21 protein-coding genes and 3 pseudogenes are annotated in these 17,985 nt (G+C 63.7%); 10 read left to right on the top strand and 14 right to left on the bottom strand.

The genetic code is table 11. The annotated features are described in order from the left end of the window. Positions 1-67 precede the first annotated feature (67 nt). Positions 68-685 carry a TetR/AcrR family transcriptional regulator gene (locus WFR25_RS26080; protein WP_013041473.1) on the top strand — a complete coding sequence of 206 codons (618 nt, stop codon included), beginning with the start codon at positions 68-70 and terminating at the stop codon, positions 683-685. Between the two features lie 152 nt (positions 686-837). Continuing rightward, positions 838-1,101: a hypothetical protein gene (locus WFR25_RS26075; RefSeq protein WP_007684562.1), complete on the top strand. Its 264-nt coding sequence runs from the start codon at positions 838-840 to the stop codon at positions 1,099-1,101. Positions 1,102-1,138: 37 nt separating this feature from the next. Here WFR25_RS26075 and WFR25_RS26070 read toward each other — a convergent pair. The 3 genes and pseudogenes from WFR25_RS26070 to WFR25_RS26060 form a co-directional block, all read right to left on the bottom strand. Further along, positions 1,139-1,361: pseudogene (locus WFR25_RS26070) on the bottom strand (histidine phosphatase family protein); the annotation flags it as partial. 104 nt (positions 1,362-1,465) lie between these two features. Next, positions 1,466-1,786: a type II toxin-antitoxin system YafQ family toxin gene (locus WFR25_RS26065; protein WP_021246202.1), complete on the bottom strand. Its 321-nt coding sequence runs from the start codon at positions 1,784-1,786 to the stop codon at positions 1,466-1,468. Beyond that, entirely contained in the window at positions 1,755-2,036 is a 282-nt protein-coding gene (locus tag WFR25_RS26060) for a type II toxin-antitoxin system RelB/DinJ family antitoxin (RefSeq protein ID WP_007684554.1), read from the bottom strand. Before WFR25_RS26060 ends, WFR25_RS26065 begins: the two co-directional genes overlap by 32 nt. Before the next feature lie 416 nt (positions 2,037-2,452). On the opposite strand from WFR25_RS26060, the gene WFR25_RS26055 reads away from it, so the two are divergent. The 3 genes from WFR25_RS26055 to WFR25_RS26045 all read left to right on the top strand — a co-directional run bounded on the left by WFR25_RS26055 (position 2,453) and on the right by WFR25_RS26045 (position 4,094). Beyond that, entirely contained in the window at positions 2,453-3,097 is a 645-nt protein-coding gene (locus WFR25_RS26055) for a transcription elongation protein SprT (RefSeq protein ID WP_017183075.1), read from the top strand. Positions 3,098-3,166: 69 nt separating this feature from the next. Then, the gene (locus tag WFR25_RS26050; protein ID WP_017183076.1) at positions 3,167-3,802 is read left to right on the top strand and encodes an AAA family ATPase; all 636 of its coding nucleotides are present in this window, start codon (positions 3,167-3,169) and stop codon (positions 3,800-3,802) included. A gap of 25 nt (positions 3,803-3,827) precedes the next feature. Continuing rightward, positions 3,828-4,094 (top strand): hypothetical protein, encoded by a 267-nt coding sequence (locus WFR25_RS26045; RefSeq protein WP_017183077.1) that lies wholly within the window; start codon positions 3,828-3,830, stop codon positions 4,092-4,094. 52 nt (positions 4,095-4,146) lie between these two features. On the opposite strand, the gene WFR25_RS26040 is transcribed toward WFR25_RS26045, so the two are convergent. From WFR25_RS26040 to WFR25_RS26030, 3 genes are all read right to left on the bottom strand, one after another. Further along, positions 4,147-5,058: a replication initiation protein gene (locus tag WFR25_RS26040; protein WP_026002374.1), complete on the bottom strand. Its 912-nt coding sequence runs from the start codon at positions 5,056-5,058 to the stop codon at positions 4,147-4,149. Positions 5,059-6,020: 962 nt separating this feature from the next. Next, entirely contained in the window at positions 6,021-6,347 is a 327-nt protein-coding gene (locus WFR25_RS26035) for a hypothetical protein (RefSeq protein ID WP_145206919.1), read from the bottom strand. Positions 6,348-6,388: 41 nt separating this feature from the next. Then, positions 6,389-6,850 (bottom strand): hypothetical protein, encoded by a 462-nt coding sequence (locus WFR25_RS26030; protein WP_037466936.1) that lies wholly within the window; start codon positions 6,848-6,850, stop codon positions 6,389-6,391. A gap of 55 nt (positions 6,851-6,905) precedes the next feature. Between WFR25_RS26030 and WFR25_RS26025 the strand changes: the two genes are divergently transcribed. Continuing rightward, the gene (locus WFR25_RS26025; RefSeq protein WP_066969391.1) at positions 6,906-7,598 is read left to right on the top strand and encodes a plasmid pRiA4b ORF-3 family protein; all 693 of its coding nucleotides are present in this window, start codon (positions 6,906-6,908) and stop codon (positions 7,596-7,598) included. Between the two features lie 3 nt (positions 7,599-7,601). On the opposite strand, the gene WFR25_RS26020 is transcribed toward WFR25_RS26025, so the two are convergent. Next, positions 7,602-8,198, bottom strand: a complete 597-nt coding sequence (locus tag WFR25_RS26020) for a recombinase family protein (RefSeq protein WP_061772305.1) — start codon at positions 8,196-8,198, stop codon at positions 7,602-7,604. A 172-nt stretch (positions 8,199-8,370) separates the two neighbouring features. Between WFR25_RS26020 and WFR25_RS26015 the strand changes: the two genes are divergently transcribed. Then, entirely contained in the window at positions 8,371-9,795 is a 1,425-nt protein-coding gene (locus tag WFR25_RS26015) for an ISKra4 family transposase (RefSeq protein ID WP_066488601.1), read from the top strand. Between the two features lie 89 nt (positions 9,796-9,884). On the opposite strand, the pseudogene WFR25_RS26010 reads toward WFR25_RS26015, so the two are convergent. The 7 genes and pseudogenes from WFR25_RS26010 to WFR25_RS25980 all read right to left on the bottom strand — a co-directional run bounded on the left by WFR25_RS26010 (position 9,885) and on the right by WFR25_RS25980 (position 13,468). After that, a pseudogene (locus tag WFR25_RS26010) lies at positions 9,885-11,544 on the bottom strand (type IV secretory system conjugative DNA transfer family protein). 2 nt (positions 11,545-11,546) lie between these two features. Continuing rightward, positions 11,547-11,831 carry an antitoxin VbhA family protein gene (locus WFR25_RS26005; RefSeq protein WP_037466934.1) on the bottom strand — a complete coding sequence of 95 codons (285 nt, stop codon included), beginning with the start codon at positions 11,829-11,831 and terminating at the stop codon, positions 11,547-11,549. Continuing rightward, positions 11,824-12,102 carry a hypothetical protein gene (locus WFR25_RS26000; RefSeq protein WP_037466931.1) on the bottom strand — a complete coding sequence of 93 codons (279 nt, stop codon included), beginning with the start codon at positions 12,100-12,102 and terminating at the stop codon, positions 11,824-11,826. Before WFR25_RS26000 ends, WFR25_RS26005 begins: the two co-directional genes overlap by 8 nt. Beyond that, complete coding sequence (locus WFR25_RS25995; RefSeq protein ID WP_037466930.1) at positions 12,095-12,649, bottom strand: AAA family ATPase; 555 nt, start codon at positions 12,647-12,649, stop codon at positions 12,095-12,097. The genes WFR25_RS26000 and WFR25_RS25995 overlap by 8 nt, the downstream gene beginning before the upstream one ends. Beyond that, positions 12,642-12,878 (bottom strand): conjugal transfer protein TraD, encoded by a 237-nt coding sequence (locus WFR25_RS25990; protein WP_037466988.1) that lies wholly within the window; start codon positions 12,876-12,878, stop codon positions 12,642-12,644. Before WFR25_RS25990 ends, WFR25_RS25995 begins: the two co-directional genes overlap by 8 nt. A 37-nt stretch (positions 12,879-12,915) precedes the next feature. Then, positions 12,916-13,224 (bottom strand): conjugal transfer protein TraD, encoded by a 309-nt coding sequence (locus tag WFR25_RS25985; protein WP_145206882.1) that lies wholly within the window; start codon positions 13,222-13,224, stop codon positions 12,916-12,918. After that, on the bottom strand, positions 13,217-13,468 hold the full coding sequence (locus WFR25_RS25980; RefSeq protein WP_037466924.1) for a DUF5808 domain-containing protein: 252 nt from the start codon (positions 13,466-13,468) through the stop codon (positions 13,217-13,219). Before WFR25_RS25980 ends, WFR25_RS25985 begins: the two co-directional genes overlap by 8 nt. A gap of 173 nt (positions 13,469-13,641) precedes the next feature. On the opposite strand from WFR25_RS25980, the gene traA reads away from it, so the two are divergent. The 3 genes and pseudogenes from traA to WFR25_RS25965 all read left to right on the top strand — a co-directional run. Next, complete coding sequence (gene traA / locus WFR25_RS25975; protein WP_257558870.1) at positions 13,642-16,746, top strand: Ti-type conjugative transfer relaxase TraA; 3,105 nt, start codon at positions 13,642-13,644, stop codon at positions 16,744-16,746. 7 nt (positions 16,747-16,753) lie between these two features. Next, a complete protein-coding gene (locus tag WFR25_RS25970) occupies positions 16,754-17,476 on the top strand; it encodes a DUF6118 family protein (RefSeq protein WP_373886405.1) in 723 nt (240 codons plus the stop codon). A gap of 236 nt (positions 17,477-17,712) precedes the next feature. Then, positions 17,713-17,985 (top strand): annotated as a pseudogene (locus tag WFR25_RS25965) (hypothetical protein); the annotation flags it as partial.

The following is a 17,985-nucleotide window of genomic DNA, read 5'->3' as shown; positions in this document are numbered from 1 at the left end:
AGCGAATGATCACTCACGATCAGCGGCTCTTTATTGCGCCGCCGCATCGAATGCAAGCTAGGGAGGTATGGTGGCAAAAAACAATTCGGTCGCAAGAGTGCGGGGACCCCGCTCTGCGGCGCGGCGGCAGCATATATTGGCCACGACCCGCGATCTCTTCGTCAAACGCGGATTCCATCAGACCGGGATGGCCCAAATCGCCAGTTCATCCGGCATCGCGGTGGGGCAGATCTATCGGGACTTTGCCAACAAGGAGGCGATCATTGCCGCCATCTGCGAAGCCGACCTTGCTGAATGGCTCGAGGAAGAGACGCTGGAGACGGCGGTCGCGGTGGGGGATCGCGAAGGTATCCTCGCCTGGATCGAGCGAATCGCCATCGATGAGCCATCGCATGAAAATCGCCGCATGATGTGCGAATTCGTGGCCACAGTGGGGTGTAACCCGATCATCGCCGAGATCAATCGCAAGGCGGATGTCCGGCTGCGCACCAGCCTGGGAGCGGCGCTGGCCTCTTTGGCGCCGGGCGCATCTCCACAGGACAGATCAACGGTGGTGGACTTCATCATCACCATGTCCTGGGGAATGGTAGCGGGGGCCGAGCTGTTTCCTTACCGAGACCACAAAATCTTGCGCCACTACATGGCGTCGCTGTTCCGCCGGGAACTCGCCGCAATGTGCAATTGAGGACCTGCTCAGTGCGCGCGGACCAAGGCTGGCGCAGCTCGATTGGCATTTTGGTGAGCTGAAGGTCCCCGGGCACTGGACAATTGTTCAGCATCATATCATCTTCTCATTACAGGCCGAGGAATACGGTCGCTCCAGAGGATACCGGAAAGATGATGAACAACGATAATGTGGCCCCCGGCGACAAGGCAATGATCCTGTTGCAAAGCCTGATCTGCTATTTGCGAGAAAAGAACGTCCTGTCGCGCGCCGACATCGAGGAACTGCGAAATCGCGTGGAGGCCCGGATGGCTACACCGGACAGCGGTCTGTCCTGCGCCACCGCGCTGGTCGCCGCCGCCGTGAACGAGATGCGGGAACTGGATGACTATTGCGGCAAGAAGTATGGTGGCAAGCACCGGCGTCAGGTGAACTGAGGCGTCCATCGCTGCATCGCAGGATTGTTTTAAAGCTCTCTCCTATGGGCCACGTCTCGACCCGCACGGCGGGGAAACGCGATCAGCAGCGCGGCGCTCTGCCGGGTGCGGGTATAGGTGACGTGATACTGCGGGGTCGGCTTCGGGCAAGCTCGCGGTAACCTGGCGCGTCTGTTCGTGGCCTCGATCGTCGCCAGATCGTGACAGGGCATGCCGGCATTGCCGGTGCTTTCGCCGTGGCGGATGAATATGGCCTTCATGGCTTCCCCTTCATTGCTGGCGAGCGCTATCCAAGCGATATACAAAAGATAGCCAAACAGTAGCGCTTCGCTTGCTTTTCTTGTGTTCGCCAGGAAGCGGCAGGCTATTCGAACAGTTCCGAATGCGTGCCGGCGCGCACGAAGTTCACCAGATTTCCCTCGATCGTGTAGATGAGCAGGAAGTCGCCGCCGATATGGCACTCGCGATGATCGCTCCAATCGCCTTTGAGGGCGTGGTCCAGCCATTCCGGGCCAAGCGGCGCGTCGTTGGCGATGAGGAGCATCATCGCTTCCTTGAGCTGCTTCATGTTGTAGCGCCCGCTGCGCGACAACCGCTCCCAATCCTTCGCGAACCGCTTTTCATAAGACGCCTCTCGGGGGAGCGAGGCGCGCTTACTGCTGGCGGGCTTCTTGGTCGAGGGCATCAAAGACTTCCTGAGGATCGGTGAAACGGGCGCGGCGGGCCTTCATCGTGGCGCGAGAGGCTTCGATGGCTGCCCGTGTTTCGGCGTTCGGCACTTTCAGCTCGAACGGCAAGGCATGATCCTTCGCGACCCGGGTGAGCGTCATGCGGACCACATCGGATACGGTCAGCCCCAGTTCGGCCAGGACGGCGGCGGCTTCATCCTTCAATGTTTCGTCGATGCGCGCACGCACGAAAGCGGTAGCGGCCATAAGAACCTCCTGTGATCCGTGTTCGATGTAGCTCAACTGAGCTACAATTACAACCATTGTGCGCCTGCCGCTTGCGCGGCACCGTGGCTCTAGTCGCTGCGCTCCCCAAGCCCGCACGCGGTCTTGGCCATTCGGTGACGATCCACATGGCGGGCGAGATCGCGTGCGCGGATCTCGGGGACAAGGTGCCGGCGCTGGCCGGCATGTCGTTTGTTCAGTGGGGAGAGGACGTTCCGCCCCCCCTCTCCCCAGCAACGGGAATAGACGGGCCGTGGCTCGCTCGGCTGGGCCTCGCTGCGCCCGCTCCACCCCGTCGATTCCCGCTGCCCCCCTCTCTCGCCGGCGTTCTTGGGCGTCCGTGTTCCGGCCGATGGCATGGCCATCGCCGGACAGGCGATCTGAAGGGAATAGAGACGATGACCCACGACAACCGGGAAAGCTGGCTCAATCGGGTGGCGGCGGGCATGGCCCCGCTCTTTGAGGCGCTGGAAGCTCCCCTGCCCGACCGGGTGCGCGTGGCGATCGGCTTCACCAGCGCGGGAGCCAAGGGCAAGGCGATCGGCGAGTGCTGGGATAACCGGCTGAGCGCGGACGGCCATTTTGAAATCTTCATCCGTCCGGACCTTGCCCATGCGCCCGACGCCATGCCGGCACAGATCGCGGCCATCCTCGCGCATGAACTGGTCCATGCCGCTGTCGGCATCCCGGCAGGGCATGGGAAGGCGTTTAAACGGGTCGCGCTTGGGCTGGGGTTGGTCGGGCCGATGCGTGCCACCACGCCCGGCGATGCCTTCCTTGCCGCCATCGTGCCGATCCTCGATGTTGCTGGCCCCCTCCCCCATGCCCGTCTCGATACGGACGGCGAGTCCACCGCGCCGAAGAAGCAGAAACCCCGGATGCTCAAATGCGAGTGCGTGACGTGCGGCTATACCGTCAGGACCGCGCGCAAATGGCTGGAAGAGGCTGGAGCGCCGCTTTGCCCGATCGAGGACCATGGGGCCATGCGGCACGATCCGCTTGACGAGGATGACGATCCAGCGCCGGAGAGTGAGCGGCCTTAGAAATGTATATCACTGTGATGGACAGATCATGCTGGTTCGATTAACGATAGCAGGCAGAGTGAGGGCACTATGATATTGGTAGTCGGGAACACAAAGGGCGGCGTTGGCAAGACCACGCTCGCGGTCAACCTCGCGGTGGCCCGCGCGCTTGCCGGCCGCGACCTGTTGCTGGTGGACGGCGACGAGCAGGGAACCGCCCTCACCTTCACCCAGCTTCGCACCGAAGGTCTTGGCGAAGCCGGTTATACCGCCGTCGCCCTTACCGGCGCTGCGCTGCGCAGCCAGGTCCGCCAGCTCGCGCCCAAATATGACGATATTATCATCGACGTGGGTGGGCGCGACACCGGCTCGCTGCGCGCCGCGCTCACCGTGGCCGACACGTTGCTGGTGCCGGTGCAGCCACGCAGCTTCGATGTATGGGCGCTCGATCAGGTCGCGACGCTGGTGGCCGAGGCGCGCGAGATCAACGAGGGGCTGCGCGCCGTTGCGATCCTCAATGGCGCGGACCCGCAGGGCGGCGACAATGAGGCGGCATTGCAGATGATCGGCGACATCGAGGGGATCGAGGTGCTGCCCACATCGATCGTGCGCCGCAAGGCGTTCCCGAACGCGGCGGCCGAGGGCAGGGGGGTGCTGGAGCAATCCCCGCGCGACGCCAAGGCAGTCGATGAGCTGACCGCGCTGATAGGTGCGGTGTTTGTATAGCATGATGATAGCGGAGTGAAGTGCGATGGCTATCGCTCGTAAACCGAACAGCAATCCGAAGCCGCCCATTGATGACGATGCGGCGGACGCCTTCATTGCCGGGGCCGCGAAGCCGGCGACGCCGCCGATCGCAGCGGCGGACGAGGATGGGCCGCGCAAGGCGCCGGTCATGCTGCGCTTCGACCGCGCCTTGCTGGCGAAGGTCGATAGCGCCGCGAAGCGGCGCGGCATCAGCCGCAGCGCATGGATTCAGTTCACCGTCAGCCGTGCGCTCGACGCCGGCGAAGGGTGAAGCGCAGCGGATCGTAGCACGGCGCGCCAAAGGTGAGTTTTGGGGTAGGGGCTCACCGTTCGGCGGCGGGCAGGTTGAAATCCACCAGTACCGGCATTTCGGGGATGCCGCCACGCATCTTCGCCCGTCGCACGATACTGTGCTGATCGATCAGGTTTTGCGCGTCGCGGCGGCCGCTCGATGTTTTGGACATCCACAGCATCGCGACCTTTTCGACCTTGCGGCCCTTCTTGATCGGCGTGAAATCGACATAGAAGGGGCAGAGCTTGTTGATTTCCTCCTGGGCGACCTTGAGGCAATATTTGTTGAGATCGGCGAAGCGTTCGAGCTTGCCTTCGGGCACGTTGAGCAGCCCGCGCAGCTCCGCGATCGTGAATTCTTCGCTTTGCTTGTATTCGAGGCCGATCCGGCGCTCGATCATCTCATAGAGGCACAGCGCGTATTTCGACTCGAAACAATACATCACTTGCGTCTTGAGGCGTGCATAGACCTCGCTGTTGCGCAGTATCTCGATCAGCTCCTCGGGGATACGATAGTGCAGGAAGCCGTCTTTTTCGAGGCTTTCGTCGCTGGGGCCGAGGAGCTGGACGCGGCGCTTGTAGCTCTTGCCGGCCTTGCGGATGGTGACGATCGCGATGGTGCCCATCAGGCGCAGCAGCGAGCTTTCGATGCGCTCATTGCCCTGGTGCGTGCCCTTGAGCGCCGTCTTGGCGATGCGATGGATGACCGGCTCGCCGATGCGCTCCCAAGCGTTGGCGATCAACAGATTGTAGATTCGGCGATCGGCGAGGGTGAGGGGGGTCAACTCGACAATATCGACCAGTTCGCCGGGTTTGACGATTTCCCCATAATTGGCCGGATCGAACGGATTTCCGCGCCCTTTTTGCGCGAGGGTGCGGGCCGGGGTATCGACCAGGGCAAGCTGTGCCTTCGCGCCGTTCAAAGGTGAGGTTGCGTGGGACATGCACTCACCTTAGCAGCAATGGTGAGCCAGGCAATTCCTAAAACTCGCCGTTCGCTGAACGGTGAGGAGATACCCCAAAACTCACCGTCGATCAGGCGGCTACCCGAAAGCTCACCGGACTCGACCCCAACACTCACTTTTACCGGCCCCAAAACTCACCAAAGGCCACCCCAAAACTCACGCGACTCGACCCCAACACTCACTTTTCACGGGCACTTTCTTAGGTTTTCTGCGGGTTTGCAGACCCCTGAATCTTGAATCTAAGAAGAATTATTGAATCAGAAGGCGAACGGTGAGTTTTGGGGTAGCCTTGCCTGTGGGTAACTTGGCGCTCAACGCACCCACAGCTCCGGAAAAGAAGAAAAGCGCCGCCTCTTGGGGCTTCGCCCCGCCGGCTCGCGGCCTACGGCCGCCCCGGATCGCTAAAGCGATCCTCGCACCCGGCATCCCCATGATGAGCCGGCTTCGCCGACACGCTATTTGTTTTTTGATTGATGACTGTTCAAACGCTGCTCCCTTCGCCCAATCATAGCGCCCAACGGAAACGTCGCAGATTGGCTTTCCAGAAAAGCCAGGCGGATAGGAGGCGATCCAATCGAGAGGACAGGGGAGGCCGAAACGTCGCTATAGGGACGATTTCCGGGCCGCTCAGCCTTGTTACGGACTTCTGGGAGGGGTTTGAAGGGTCAAGCTCCAAGCAGCGCTTCACGGCCTCCCTGGGCGACAAACTTCGCGGGTGAATATCCTCGTGGTATCACCCGCCGCGTCAATGCCTGGGCGTCGATCGCCAACGGTGAGTCCATACCCCAAAACTCACCTTTCATGCGCCAGACGCCGATTTTCCGCGCTTGGGCGCGATTCTCCCAGCGAGGGATATGCCTTCATGCTATAGCGATACGCAATCGTACTGCTATACATACGATAGCATTGTGATTGTAATTTGGCAGAGAGCGACCATCTTTCTAGGTTTGAAGCCAGAGATGGAGCGTCATCGCCAGATCAAAACTGGCCCACACCGCCGCAACGGTGAGGCCGCCCAGCAGCCAGGCCGTGGCGTGCAGACCTATCCGATCGTCCAGAAAGCGGCGAGCGGACCCAGCGCCGGCACATAAGAGGGTGGAGAAAAGCGCGATGATCGGCATCGCCGACAGGATTCCCCGCCCTATGACGGCAGCGTCGTTGTCATGACATCCGGGACCAGGATCGCAGTCACCGATCACGCTGCCGATGAAGATCACGAAGCTCATCGAAAGCCCGAGCACGACGGCGTAAAGCGCGCCGAACTTCATGCCGCGCCGGAAAATCCCAGCGCCCATCGCGGTCACATTCATCATTTCCAGCAGGGCGCAAGCGTCTGTTCGACGCGCTGTGCCCATGCCGCAAGTGGCGTGCCGACATTTGCCTCCATTTTGAACTTGCCCACATGGCTATCCTGGAATCTTCCGGGGCCTTCGAGCGCATATGATGTGCCGTCCATCGTGAGCAGAATATCTCCGTCCTGAAAGCCAGGAGGATCAGGTTGCAGGGGTTCGATCCGCTTCATCTCGCCGATCACGGCGCGCATGGCGGGACAGCTATTGCTGTCGGCCCGCTGCACGATCCCATTTTGCTCGCGGCGCATCCAGTAATCGAGCTTGCGCGTATCGGGGTTGAGCCACGTCGTACCGAACTCGATACGGGTCTGCTGCTGCCATGACGGCTTGATCGTCAACGTCGCCCAGGGCGGAGAAGTCGGTGCCGATGCGAGGGCCGCGCTTGCGGCGAGAAACAGGGCTGTGCCCGTCATTGCCATGAGGGGGGCATAAAAAAGCTGGGGGTGACGGTGCTGATCCGGTAGCTTTAGGAGCATGTCGAAACCGGCTCCGCTTGTCGCTTACCGTCTGAAGGTCGGCCTCCGGGATATATCGCCGATGATTTGGCGACGCTTGCTGGTTCGCAGCGATCTGACGCTTTTTGGTCTGCACCGGGTAATCCAGATCGCGTTTGGTTGGGAAGATTATCATCTCCATGCTTTCAAGGTGCATGGGCGCCGTTTCGGCACGCAAAGGACGGGTGAGCGTCACCACCTTGTCGAGGACGGGAAAATTCTGAGGGAACTGACACTTGCCGACCTGTCGCTGCGAGTGCGGCAACGCATGATGTACGAATACGACTTCGGCGATTTCTGGGAGCACGAGATCCGCGTCGAAGCGCGTGAACAACCGAGCGCAGACAAGCCCTGGCCGGTCTGCACCGATGGTGCTCGCGCCGGTCCGCCTGAGGATATCGGCGGACCGGGTGGATATGAGCGATTGCTCGAACGTCTCGATGAATTGCGCTTCGATCAGGGAAATGGCCTGGATGACTTTCTGGATGAAAACGATACCAGCGACGGCGAGGAAGATGACGGCGAAGAGTGGACGCCAGCTGACCGCGCCGGGTTCGACGGTCCAGATGATCCGCTGCTGCGCTACGATCCAGATTCCATCGATCGCCGCGCCATCAATCTCGCGTTGAAGGCTGAGTTTGTCGGCAAGGACCGGCCAATGTCTGTGGACTGATGCTCAGGCAAGCTCGGCTTGAGCGCGTCTGTCATCGCGTACCCGCATGATCGTCTGCCGGCTTGTCGAGAACGCCTTGCTGAGCGCGGACACGGTTTCGCCGCTTTCAAGGCGGCGCTCGACCTCGGCGCGCTCGTCTGTTGTAAGGCTCGCAGGCCGTCCGATGGCCTTGCCCTCCGCCCGCGCGCGGCGTAGCCCGGCCTGGGTGCGTTCGATCAGCAGGTCGCGCTCGAATTCGGCGACCGCGTTGATAACGCCCATCGTGAGCTTGCCTGTCGACGAGGTGAGATCGACGCCGCCCAGCGCCAGGCAGTGGACGCGAACGCCCATGCGATCGAGATCGGCGACGGTGCTCGCCACATCCATCGCGTTGCGGCCGAGCCGGTCGAGCTTGGTGACGACGAGGACGTCGCCATCCTCTAGCCGGTCAAGCAACCGGGCAAAACCCTTGCGTTCTTTCGCCGCAACCGACCCGGAGATGGTTTCGGCGACGATCCGCCGCGGCTGCGCTGCAAAGCCAGCGGCCTCAATCTCGTGCAACTGGTTGTCGGTCGTCTGGTCGACGGTCGAAACGCGCAGATAGGCAAAGGTGCGTGACATGGATCCGGCCTCGATTGTCCGGAAGGGGTGTCCAGTAAAATTGGTGTGTCCGCAAGATGGTAAGGCTATTTTATGGACAGGGTTAGCTGTAGGTGACCGTAACCGGTCGGTTTCGGACGGCGGCACCGATGTGCCGGCCAATGAGTTCCCTTCTTCATGGAGGAATGAGCTCATGCGCTTCACCATCACCCTCACCGCAGCAACGGACGACAGGCCAACCAGCGGCATATCCATCGCCGTCATCGAACGCGACGACGACACGCTTACGATCGATGATCTCGGTCTCAGGATCGCGGAGAGCAAGCGACTGCTGGCCGCGCTGCAGCTCGCTGTGGTTCAGACCCAGGCGCTCGACTGGTGTCGCCGCCAGCGCGCTTGTCCGTGCTGCGGATCAGCAAGGCAAATCAAGGATCATCGTTCGATCATGGTGCGCACGCCGTTCGGAAAGATCGCCGTGCCAAGTACCAGGTTCCGGCGATGTACATGTAAACCCACAGCGGGTATCGCGGCGCCGATCGTGGCGGCGCTGCCCGAACGCGTCACGCCGGACCTTCTCGAGCTAGAGGCGCGCTGGGCTTCGCTCGCGTCCTACGGCATCACCGCGGAACGCCTTGCCGACGTCCTTCCGATCGGTGACGCGATCAACGCGACGACGATCCGGCAGGACACCCTACGCGTCGCGGAGCGTTTGGAAGCCGAGCTTGGCACCGAGCGACGCTGTTTCATCGAAGGCTGCGAGGCGGACTGGACCGATGGTCCGCTGCCAGGACCGCCTGTCACTGTCGGGATCGATGGAGGCTATGTACGATCATGGTACGATCGGCCGAACAATTTCGAGGTGATCGTGGGTAAGTCCGTCGTCGATCCGGGCGAGGATGGCGAAATTAGCGAGCCAACGCGCCGGTTCGGCTTCGTGGTCGGACATGACGACAGGCCGCGTCGTCGCCTTCATGAATTGCTGCTGGAGCAAGGCGTCGGGATGGACCGTGAGATCACCTTCATGTCCGATGGTGGCAGGAACGTCCGCAATCTTCAATGGGACATGCGGCCGAACGCCGAGCATGTCCTCGACTATTTCCACATCGCCATGCGGGTGACGGTCATGCAGCAGATCGCGCGCGGATTGCCGCCCCCATCCGAGACGGATAAAGACGTGGCCGTCGCCACTCTCGAGCGAGTTCGGCACTTCCTCTGGCACGGCAACTGGCGCCGTGCTCTCGACCTAATCGGCGACGTCGAGACCAGAATGCTTGGTGCGACAGATCCGGATGTCACCGACGAGCCGATGAGCCACCCACAGGTCTCGCCGCAAGCTCGCAATCTCCTCAAGCATTTGCGGGAGTTCGAAAGCTATATCAGCGCCAATGCCAGCATGATCCCGAACTATGGCGAGCGACGACGATATGGCGAAGCAGTCTCGACCGCCTTCGTGGAATCGACCGTCAACCAGGTCGTCGCAAAGCGCTTCGCAAAGAAGCAACAGATGCAGTGGACGCCCAGAGGGGTGCATCTGCTTGTGCAACTCCGCGTCCGTACCCTTGATGGCACGTTGGCCAATGACTTTCAGAGGTGGAGGGACGAACGGAAGGCGGCATGACCCCCAACTTTCTCATGCTCCCCATGAGGACGATGCCGCTCCTCTCAACCCCGTATCTCATCACCATATTTCCCCTCTCATAGTCGGGTTTATGCCCTGTCGAACCGTCCCGCGAATTCGCGATCGGCATAGTAGCGCAGTTTGGTCGCAACGATCGGGCGCTGCCCGGCGAGAAACAGGAGTTGGAGATCCTCGCGCATCGTGCGGACCTCATCAGGGGTGAGCAGGGGGCGGCCGACATGCTGCGATCCGAAGGATATGCCGGTTTCCTCGGCGTCTATGGCGCGGCTCATCGTCTCGAACACAACCGTTTCCTGGCCGAGCAGATCGGAGACCAGCCTGGCGCTGTCGTGATCGTTGACCCCGAATATCTGCAACACGCCGGCGTTGGACAGGAAGGTGCCGGCGCGGCGCTCGTAGAGCGCGCGGAGCTGGTGCACATCCTGCAGGATCGGCCAGAGCTGGATGCCATAGCCGGCCATCAGGCCCATAGCGCGCTCGACGGGTTCGAGGCGGCCAAGCGCGGCGAACTCATCGAGCAGGAACAGCACGGGGCTTATCGCAGACGCCGGCGCGCGGGCCAGCTCGGTGAGCGATTGGGCGAGCATCAGGCGCAGCCAGCGGGCATAGGTGGCGAGCCGGTCGGGCGGCAGCACCAGGTAGACCGTCGTCGCCTGCGCCTTCACATCGGCGAAGGTAAAATCCGAATGACCCAGCACCGCCGTCATGCGCGGGCTATCGAGAAAATGGGTATGGCGCTGCGCGGATGACAGCACGCCGGCGGCTTCACGATCGGATTTGCCGAGATGACGGTTGGCGGCGCGCGCGGCGAGGCCGCCCTGCGCCTGCATCGCTTCGAGCTGGGCGGTGAAGGCGGCAGGGGCAAGGGTGAGACGGTCGCGCAAGGTGGCGAGATTCCGCGTCGAAGCCGGCTCGCTGGTGACAATCGACAGGATGAGGCCCGAGATCAGCGCCCTGGCTTCGTCGTTCCAATGTGCGTCGCCGGCCTCGCCGGGAGCATCATAGACCAGTGCGTCGGCGAGCGTCATGCAGTCGTCGGCAAGATCGAGGCCGGTGGGGTCTATGCGATCGAGCGGATTGAACGCGGCGGAGGGCAGGCCGGTGACGCCGAACGGATCGAGGACATGAACCGCGCCAAAGCGGCCGCGCTGGCGGGCGGTGATGCGGGCGTTCTCGCCCTTGGGGTCGATGCAGACGACCGGGCCGGCATAGGTCGAGCAGGTTGGGAATGATCGTTCCCACACCCTTGCCGGTGCGTGTCGGCGCGATCGTGAGCAGATGGGCGGGACCGGCATAGCGCAGCAGCCTGCCCGATTTTCGGTCGCGGCCGATCAGCAGGCCCTCATTTTGGGCGAGAGGACGAGCCTCACGATCGGTGGCGAAGCGGGCCGAGCCGTGGGTGTCGTCAGCGGTGGGACCGTCATATTTCAGGATCAGGGGCTGGAAGAGGGCGCGCAAGCCGATGAGGACGACGGCGAGCATCATCAGCATCATGCCGATCTGGTAGAGGTTGGAATCGCGCGGCAGGCCGAACAGCGAATGCAGGACGAACTGTCCGCCACCCAGCAGCACGACGGCGGTGATGAGGAACAGGATGAGGACGCCGAACAGATGGCGGATGAGTGCGATCGGGCTGAGCGTCAGCGCCGTGATCGCCCAGATCGGATTCTGGCGCGATATGCGGGCGAGGTTGCGGATCGCCCGGCCAAGCTGGCGCAGCCACTCCATCGTCAGGATGCCCCTTTGCCGTCGTCAGCGCGCCTTGCGGCTTCGAGTTCATCGAAACTGGTGAAATATTCCTGCACCGGCGGGCCGGCGGGGGGCAGGGTGTCGGCGTGGTCCCGCACGGCGGCGATATAGTCGCTCATGGACAGTTCCCCGGAAACGAAACGGACGTTCAGCGCCTCCATGTCCCGGGAGAGGGAGCCGCCTGACAGCTCGGTACTGATCCGCGCGAAATCGATTGCTCGTTGGCGCTGGGCGCGTTCTTCATCCGGGATGGGGTGGTCATTCATCGGTTGAGTCTCCCTTGTCGGGCACGGAGATATGGATGATGCCTGGCGCGGCGGCGATGGCGTCCACCAGGCTGTCGACGGTTTCCATGCGGTGGCTGGGCCAGTCGCGCGAGACGGTGACATAGCCGGCGTCGGTCTGGACATTGATGGTCGCGGTGGCGGGCAGCAGGTCGAGCAGGGTGGCGAGCTTGTCCTGAATGTCGGGGGTGATGCGATCAATCCCCGGCCCCACCATCAGAAGCTGCCAGGAAAGGCGTGAGGTGTCAGCCATCTTGTTCTCCCATCCGTGCGCGGACGAAGCGCGCCCGTTCCGAAACCGGAGCGAGGGGGAGCTTCACCAGTTCGTAGCCGAGGCTGGCATAGACCGTGACCATTGCCTCATAGGTCGCCTGCGCCTCTGCCCAATCCTGTTTCCGCTCCGCGTCCTGCCCAAATATCTCGCGCCAGGGCGGAGCGATGAAGACGCGGCGCTGATAGCGAAACAGGTCCGCTGCCTGGCTGACATGGGCCGACACCGGGAGGCTGCACAGATGCAGATAGCCAATGACATCGGGGACGCCGCGATCGAAGATGACTGGCCCCGCGCGATCATGGGCCTCATGCCAGGACCGCAATTCCCATCCCAGCATCAATTCCGCATAGGCGGCGTGATTAGCCCAGGGGAGGGCGGCGCCGCCAATCGCGACCTGATCGCGAATGATGGCGCGACCGGCCTCTGGCATGTGGTGGACGCCTTGCGCCGCCAGTGCTTCGATCAGGGAGGTTTTGCCCGAGCCGGGACCGCCGGTGATGATATGGAAATCGGGCCGATCAACCATCGTCCGGTTGCTCCTCGCCGGCTTCCGCTTCCGCGTCGAACGCACGCTTGCCGCGCCGCTTCCACAGCGCCAGCACGTCGCCGGTATTTTCGTCCCGGGCTTTCGCCGCCAGTTCGAGCATCGCGCCGTAGAGGGTGGCGCGATCGTCGTCGGCGAGATCGACGAGGCCGGCTTTCTGGACGAGGCCGCCCAGCTCGATCAGGTGGCGGGTGCGTTCGCGTCGTTGCACGACCCATCCTCTCGTATCGGTGCGGCGCTGTGCGGCCTCAGCCCTGCGCACCGCCTGCTGAAGTTTCGCCTGCGCCACCGTCGTTGCCTGCATTGCCCTTGCCAGACTTGCGCCCGCGCCGCTGAAAGAAGGCCGCGCCATCAGAGCGCCACGCCTCCCGATTGTCCGCGACCTGCGCCTCGCCGATGACATGCAGCAGCGCACCGGCCAGCACTTCGGCGTCGAGCGCGTCGGCTCCGGTGGCCATCACGAGTTCACCGAGCTGCTGGACCTTCTTCGCCTTCAGCGCCCTGGCCTTGTCGCCGAGCGCTTTTAGCTCCGCATCATAGTCGCGTACCTTACGCATGGGAGATCGCTCCGACAGTGAGGATGAGGGCGACGGGAAAGAGGGCGGCGAACAGGACCGTGCCGATCATCCACCACCCCGCGCGAGGGTGGGCCATGTTGAGCGTCCAGCCCAATGCGGGATTGCGCTTGGGCACCCACAGGCGCGGATCGGCCTTGGCGAAATAGCAGCCAAACAGGCCGTCCGACCAATGGGCGGGATCGCGCCAGAGCGCATCGAGTTGCGGACTGTGGTTGGCCGTCATCACGTTCCTTTCCTCGCACGTCGATGAAGCAGGATCGTAGCACAGCGCACACATGAGAAAACGGGCGACACCCGAAAATGCGGCCAAGTCAATCACAGGAACGGCAGAGAGTGTGAGTGCGCGCTTATACGTCGTTGCCGACGTGCGCTTGAGAAGGCAGTATAGCGGCCGTCATGGCGATCTACCATTTCTCGGCCAAGGTCATCAGTCGCGCCAACGGATCAAGTGCCGTTGCCAGCGCGGCCTATCGTGCGGCGGAACGGCTGCACGATGATCGACTCGGGCGCGACCATGATTTCTCGAATAAGGCCGGCGTCGTCTATTCGGAAATCATGCTGCCCCAAGGTGCGCCGGAGCGTTTAAACGATCGCGCGACCTTGTGGAACGAGGTTGAGGCCGGCGAGAAACGCAAGGACGCGCAGCTTGCCCGCGAGATGGAGTTCTCGATTCCGCGCGAGCTGAACCAGCAACAGGGCATCCAGCTCGCCCGCGATTTTGTCGAAAGGCAGTTCGTCGAATGCGGCATGGTCGCGGACATGAATGTGCATTGGGACATGGGGAAGGACGGGCAACCGAAGCCGCACGCGCATGTCATGCTGTCGATGCGCGAGGTAGGGCCGGAGGGGTTCGGCCAGAAGGTGCGCGAGTGGAACAGCAATGCGCTCCTGAAGGAGTGGCGCGAGGCGTGGGCCGATCATGTCAACGAGCGCCTGGCCGAGCTGGATATAGACGCGCGCATCGACCACCGCAGTTTGCAGGATCAGGGCATCGACCTTGAGCCGCAGCACAAGATCGGGCCGGCGGCGTCGCGTATGCCCGAACAGGGGCTTGAGGCCGAGCGGGTCGAGGACCATGCCCGGATCGCGCGGGAGAATGGCGAGAAGATCATCGCCAATCCCGAAATCGCTCTGGACGCGATCACGCGCCAACAGGCGACGTTCACGCGGCGCGACCTGGCGCAGTTCGCATTCCGGCACAGCGACGGCAAGGATCAGTTCGATCAGGTGATGAGCGCGGTGCGGACCTCGCCCGAGCTGGTGGCGCTGGGGAAGGACGGGCGCGGCGAGGACCGCTTTACCTCCCGCGACATGATCGACACCGAGCAGCGGTTGAGCCAGGCCGGGGACCGGCTTGCCGAGCGTGCGGGGCATGGTCTCCCGGCGACGTCGCTATCAAGGGGGGCGGACGTCGCCGGGAGTGGTGGCCTGGTGCTGGGGGACCAGCAACGGGACGCGCTGGCGCATATCACCGGCCAGAACGACCTTGCAATCGTGGTCGGCTATGCCGGCACCGGCAAATCGGCCATGTTGGGAGTTGCCCGCGACGAATGGGAGCGCGCCGGCTATCAGGTGCGCGGCGCGGCCTTGTCGGGGATCGCTGCCGAGGGGCTCGAAGGCGGTTCCGGCATCGCCTCGCGCACGATCGCGAGCATGGAATATCAGTGGGGCCAGGGCCGCGAGCTGCTGGGGCCGCGCGACGTGCTTGTCATCGACGAGGCTGGCATGATCGGCACGCGCCAGATGGAGCGTGTGCTGTCGGAGGCCGAGCGGGCAGGGGCGAAGGTGGTTCTTGTCGGCGACGCCGAGCAGTTGCAGGCGATCGAGGCCGGCGCGGCGTTCCGGTCCCTTGCCGAGCGCCACGGCGCGGCCGAGATCAACGAGGTTCGCCGGCAGCATGAGGACTGGCAGAAGGAGGCGACGCGGGCGCTGGCGACGGGCAGGACCGGCGAGGCGATCCATGCCTATGAGCAGCATGGCATGGTCCACGCGGCCGAGATGCGCGAGGCTGCGCGGGCCGAGCTGATCGACACATGGGACGCGCAGCGGCTTGCCGATCCCGACAAGACGCGGATCATCCTCACCCATACCAATGCCGAGGTGCGGGATTTGAACCTGGCCGCGCGCGATCGGCTGCGCGACGCCGGCGAGCTGGGGCAGAACGTGCGAATTTCGGCCGAGCGGGGCGCGCGCGACTTCGCTAGCGGCGACCGCATCATGTTCCTGAAAAACGAGCGCGGGCTTGGGGTGAAGAACGGCACGCTGGGGAAGGTCGAGCGCGTGTCGCCCGACAGCATGGCCGTTCGCCTTGACGATGGCCGGAGCGTCGCGTTCGACCTGAAAGATTATGCCCATGTCGATCATGGCTATGCGGCGACCATCCACAAATCGCAGGGGGTGACGGTCGATCAGGGGCATGTGCTGGCGACGCCGGGGATGGACCGCCATTCGGCCTATGTGGCGCTGTCGCGGCACCGTGACGGGGTGCAGCTCCATTACGGCCGCGACGATTTCGCCGACGATCGCCGGCTTGTCCGCACGCTGTCGCGCGAGCGGGCGAAGGATATGGCGTCCGACTATCCGATGTTCCGCGACCGCGACGCCGAGGCGCAATCGTTCGCCGATCGGCGCGGGCTGTCGGGCGAGATCCGCGTTGCGGATGCGCCCGAGCGGAAGGGCGTGGAGATCCTCGCGCCGAGCGCGGGAACTTCACGCCAGATGGGCGACGCCCGCGGCGCTGGCGAGGCGAAGGCCGCGGGCGAGGGGCGGCCGCGGCGGGGTATGTTCGACAATTTCCGCCCCGCACCCGAGCGGCCAGCGCCGGCGACCGATCGCGGCCAGGGCGAGGGGCCCAAGCGCGGCATGTTCGACGGCTTGAAACTGTCGGCCGAGCCGGCGAGGGGCGCGGAGCGCACGCCGGCGTTGCCGGATCGCGGCGAGGACCGCGCCTTTACGCGCGCGGTCGAGCGGGCCTCGCGTTCGGCCGAGGCGGTGTTGCAGGCGCGAGCATCGGGCGCTCCGGTCCTTGAGCATCAGAAGGTCGCGCTCGAGCGCGCGACACAGGCGCTTGAGCAGATCAGGCCGGGAGCCTCGCGCGACCTGTCGGCGGCGATGCAGCGCGACCCCGCCTTGCTGCGCGAGGCGGCGGCGGGGCGTAGCGGGCCGATGCTCGACGCGATGGCCCAGGAGGCGCGCGTGCGGGCCGATCCGAACTTGCGGGCCGATCGGTTCGTGGAACGCTGGCAGGGGCTGAAACAGGAGCGCGACCGCCTCTATCGCGCCGGCGACATGGCGGGCCGGGAGCGCACGGGCAAGGAAATGGCGGGCATGGCGAAAAGCCTTGAGCGCGATCCCCAGGTGGAATCGGTCCTGCGTAATCGCACCCGCGAGCTGGGGCTTGAGATCGGCATGGGCCGAGGACGCGGCGTGGACAGCGGCGACCTTGGCCGCGAGCTGGCGCGGGATTTGGGGATAGGCATAGGGCGCGGAATAAGCCGGTAAGGAGAGGATGATGGACGAGGATAATTATCGCGACAACGGCGAGGCCGGCGACGATCCGCAAGCGGCGTTCGAGCAGTTGCGCGGCGAGGTGGCGCTGGTGCGCCTTGCGGTCGAGGGGTTGGCCCGCGCGCGCGAGTCCATCGACATTCCCGATTATCAGCCGACGCTCGCCAACACCGAAAAGATATTGCTGGCGCTCACCCAGCGGGTCGATGCGATAGCGAAAAGCCCCGCGATGAAACTCACCCCGGAGACGATGGGAGAGCGTGTAAACGCTTCGGTGGCGAGCGCGGCGGGCGAGCTGCGCAACCTGGTGCATAGCGCCAAATCGACGCTGGACGGGGCGGCGCGCGACCTGTCCGGCCTGGTGGCGTCGGCGCGGTGCGGCGACGAGCAGAACCGATGGCTGATTTGGACCGGCTTTGGTGGCGTGGTGTTCGGGATACTGCTTTATGCGTTGATCGCCGGCCTGATCGCGCGCGCCATGCCCGATAGCTGGCAGTTACCGGAGCGCATGGCGACGCGGGCGCTTGCCGAACCGACGCTATGGGATGCCGGCACGCATTTGATGCAGCGCGCATCGCCGGCGAGCTGGGAGGGGATCGTCGCGGCCGTCAATCTGGCGCGGGACAATCGCGAGACGATCGAGGCGTGCCGCACGTCCGCCGTCAAGGCCAAGAAGCCGGTGCGCTGCACGATCGCGGTGAAGCCGGCGAACAATGGCCGCTGATCCCCATATCGTTGCCGTTTGGGTCAAGGGGTGGACCCTCGCCCGCGAAACGGCCCCACCCATCCCCTATGAAGATGGTTTTCGGGTCGATGTAGGCTGGCCGCAGCAGAAAACCCGCTATGTCTTTGCCACCATGTCGCCGGCGATCGGAGAGTTGGTGCGGGTGATTGAGGAACCTTGGGTGTTTCTTAAGGCGTGCGTCGGCGGGCACAACATCCCGTACGATCGAGGGTTTGGTGAGCGATTCCGCGCTGCATTTCAGCATCGGCCCGCTCATTTCCTGGAGCTTTCCCAACCGGGACGTCGCGCGGGCGCGGATCGATCAAGCAAGCGCGACGGCCAAGGCGACGCTCGCCGAGTTCGACGGCCCGGTGTTACGGGCGCTTCAGGAGGCCGAGAGCGCGCTCACGCAATATGCCCATGACCTCGACGAGAATGCGCGGCTGCGCACTGCACGAGATAGAAGCCGCGAGGCTGCGGGGCTGCAAACGAGACTTGCCCGGGGCGGC

Origin of the sequence: Sphingobium aromaticiconvertens, assembly GCF_037154075.1 — a bacterium.
Taxonomy (GTDB): Bacteria; Pseudomonadota; Alphaproteobacteria; order Sphingomonadales; family Sphingomonadaceae; genus Sphingobium; species Sphingobium aromaticiconvertens.
Note: the sequence above shows the minus strand (reverse complement) of the source record. Positions and strands in the feature narration are given on the sequence as shown.

Bases quoted from the DNA above. Each gene is read 5' to 3' on its own strand.
- WFR25_RS26030 (WP_037466936.1), bottom strand. From the start codon at position 6,850: ATGGCAATGACGGGCACAGCCCTGTTTCTCGCCGCAAGCGCGGCCCTC.
- WFR25_RS26035 (WP_145206919.1), bottom strand. From the start codon at position 6,347: ATGAAGTTCGGCGCGCTTTACGCCGTCGTGCTCGGGCTTTCGATGAGC.
- WFR25_RS26065 (WP_021246202.1), bottom strand. From the start codon at position 1,786: ATGCCCTCGACCAAGAAGCCCGCCAGCAGTAAGCGCGCCTCGCTCCCC.
- WFR25_RS26080 (WP_013041473.1), top strand. From the start codon at position 68: ATGGTGGCAAAAAACAATTCGGTCGCAAGAGTGCGGGGACCCCGCTCT.
- WFR25_RS26045 (WP_017183077.1), top strand. From the start codon at position 3,828: ATGGCTATCGCTCGTAAACCGAACAGCAATCCGAAGCCGCCCATTGAT.
- WFR25_RS25980 (WP_037466924.1), bottom strand. From the start codon at position 13,468: ATGACGGCCAACCACAGTCCGCAACTCGATGCGCTCTGGCGCGATCCC.
- WFR25_RS26075 (WP_007684562.1), top strand. From the start codon at position 838: ATGATGAACAACGATAATGTGGCCCCCGGCGACAAGGCAATGATCCTG.
- WFR25_RS26060 (WP_007684554.1), bottom strand. From the start codon at position 2,036: ATGGCCGCTACCGCTTTCGTGCGTGCGCGCATCGACGAAACATTGAAG.
- WFR25_RS26020 (WP_061772305.1), bottom strand. From the start codon at position 8,198: ATGTCACGCACCTTTGCCTATCTGCGCGTTTCGACCGTCGACCAGACG.
- WFR25_RS26055 (WP_017183075.1), top strand. From the start codon at position 2,453: ATGACCCACGACAACCGGGAAAGCTGGCTCAATCGGGTGGCGGCGGGC.
- WFR25_RS26015 (WP_066488601.1), top strand. From the start codon at position 8,371: ATGCGCTTCACCATCACCCTCACCGCAGCAACGGACGACAGGCCAACC.
- WFR25_RS26000 (WP_037466931.1), bottom strand. From the start codon at position 12,102: ATGGCTGACACCTCACGCCTTTCCTGGCAGCTTCTGATGGTGGGGCCG.
- WFR25_RS25970 (WP_373886405.1), top strand. From the start codon at position 16,754: ATGATGGACGAGGATAATTATCGCGACAACGGCGAGGCCGGCGACGAT.
- WFR25_RS26005 (WP_037466934.1), bottom strand. From the start codon at position 11,831: ATGAATGACCACCCCATCCCGGATGAAGAACGCGCCCAGCGCCAACGA.
- WFR25_RS26025 (WP_066969391.1), top strand. From the start codon at position 6,906: ATGTCGAAACCGGCTCCGCTTGTCGCTTACCGTCTGAAGGTCGGCCTC.
- traA (WP_257558870.1), top strand. From the start codon at position 13,642: ATGGCGATCTACCATTTCTCGGCCAAGGTCATCAGTCGCGCCAACGGA.
- WFR25_RS26040 (WP_026002374.1), bottom strand. From the start codon at position 5,058: ATGTCCCACGCAACCTCACCTTTGAACGGCGCGAAGGCACAGCTTGCC.
- WFR25_RS25985 (WP_145206882.1), bottom strand. From the start codon at position 13,224: ATGCGTAAGGTACGCGACTATGATGCGGAGCTAAAAGCGCTCGGCGAC.
- WFR25_RS25995 (WP_037466930.1), bottom strand. From the start codon at position 12,649: ATGGTTGATCGGCCCGATTTCCATATCATCACCGGCGGTCCCGGCTCG.
- WFR25_RS26050 (WP_017183076.1), top strand. From the start codon at position 3,167: ATGATATTGGTAGTCGGGAACACAAAGGGCGGCGTTGGCAAGACCACG.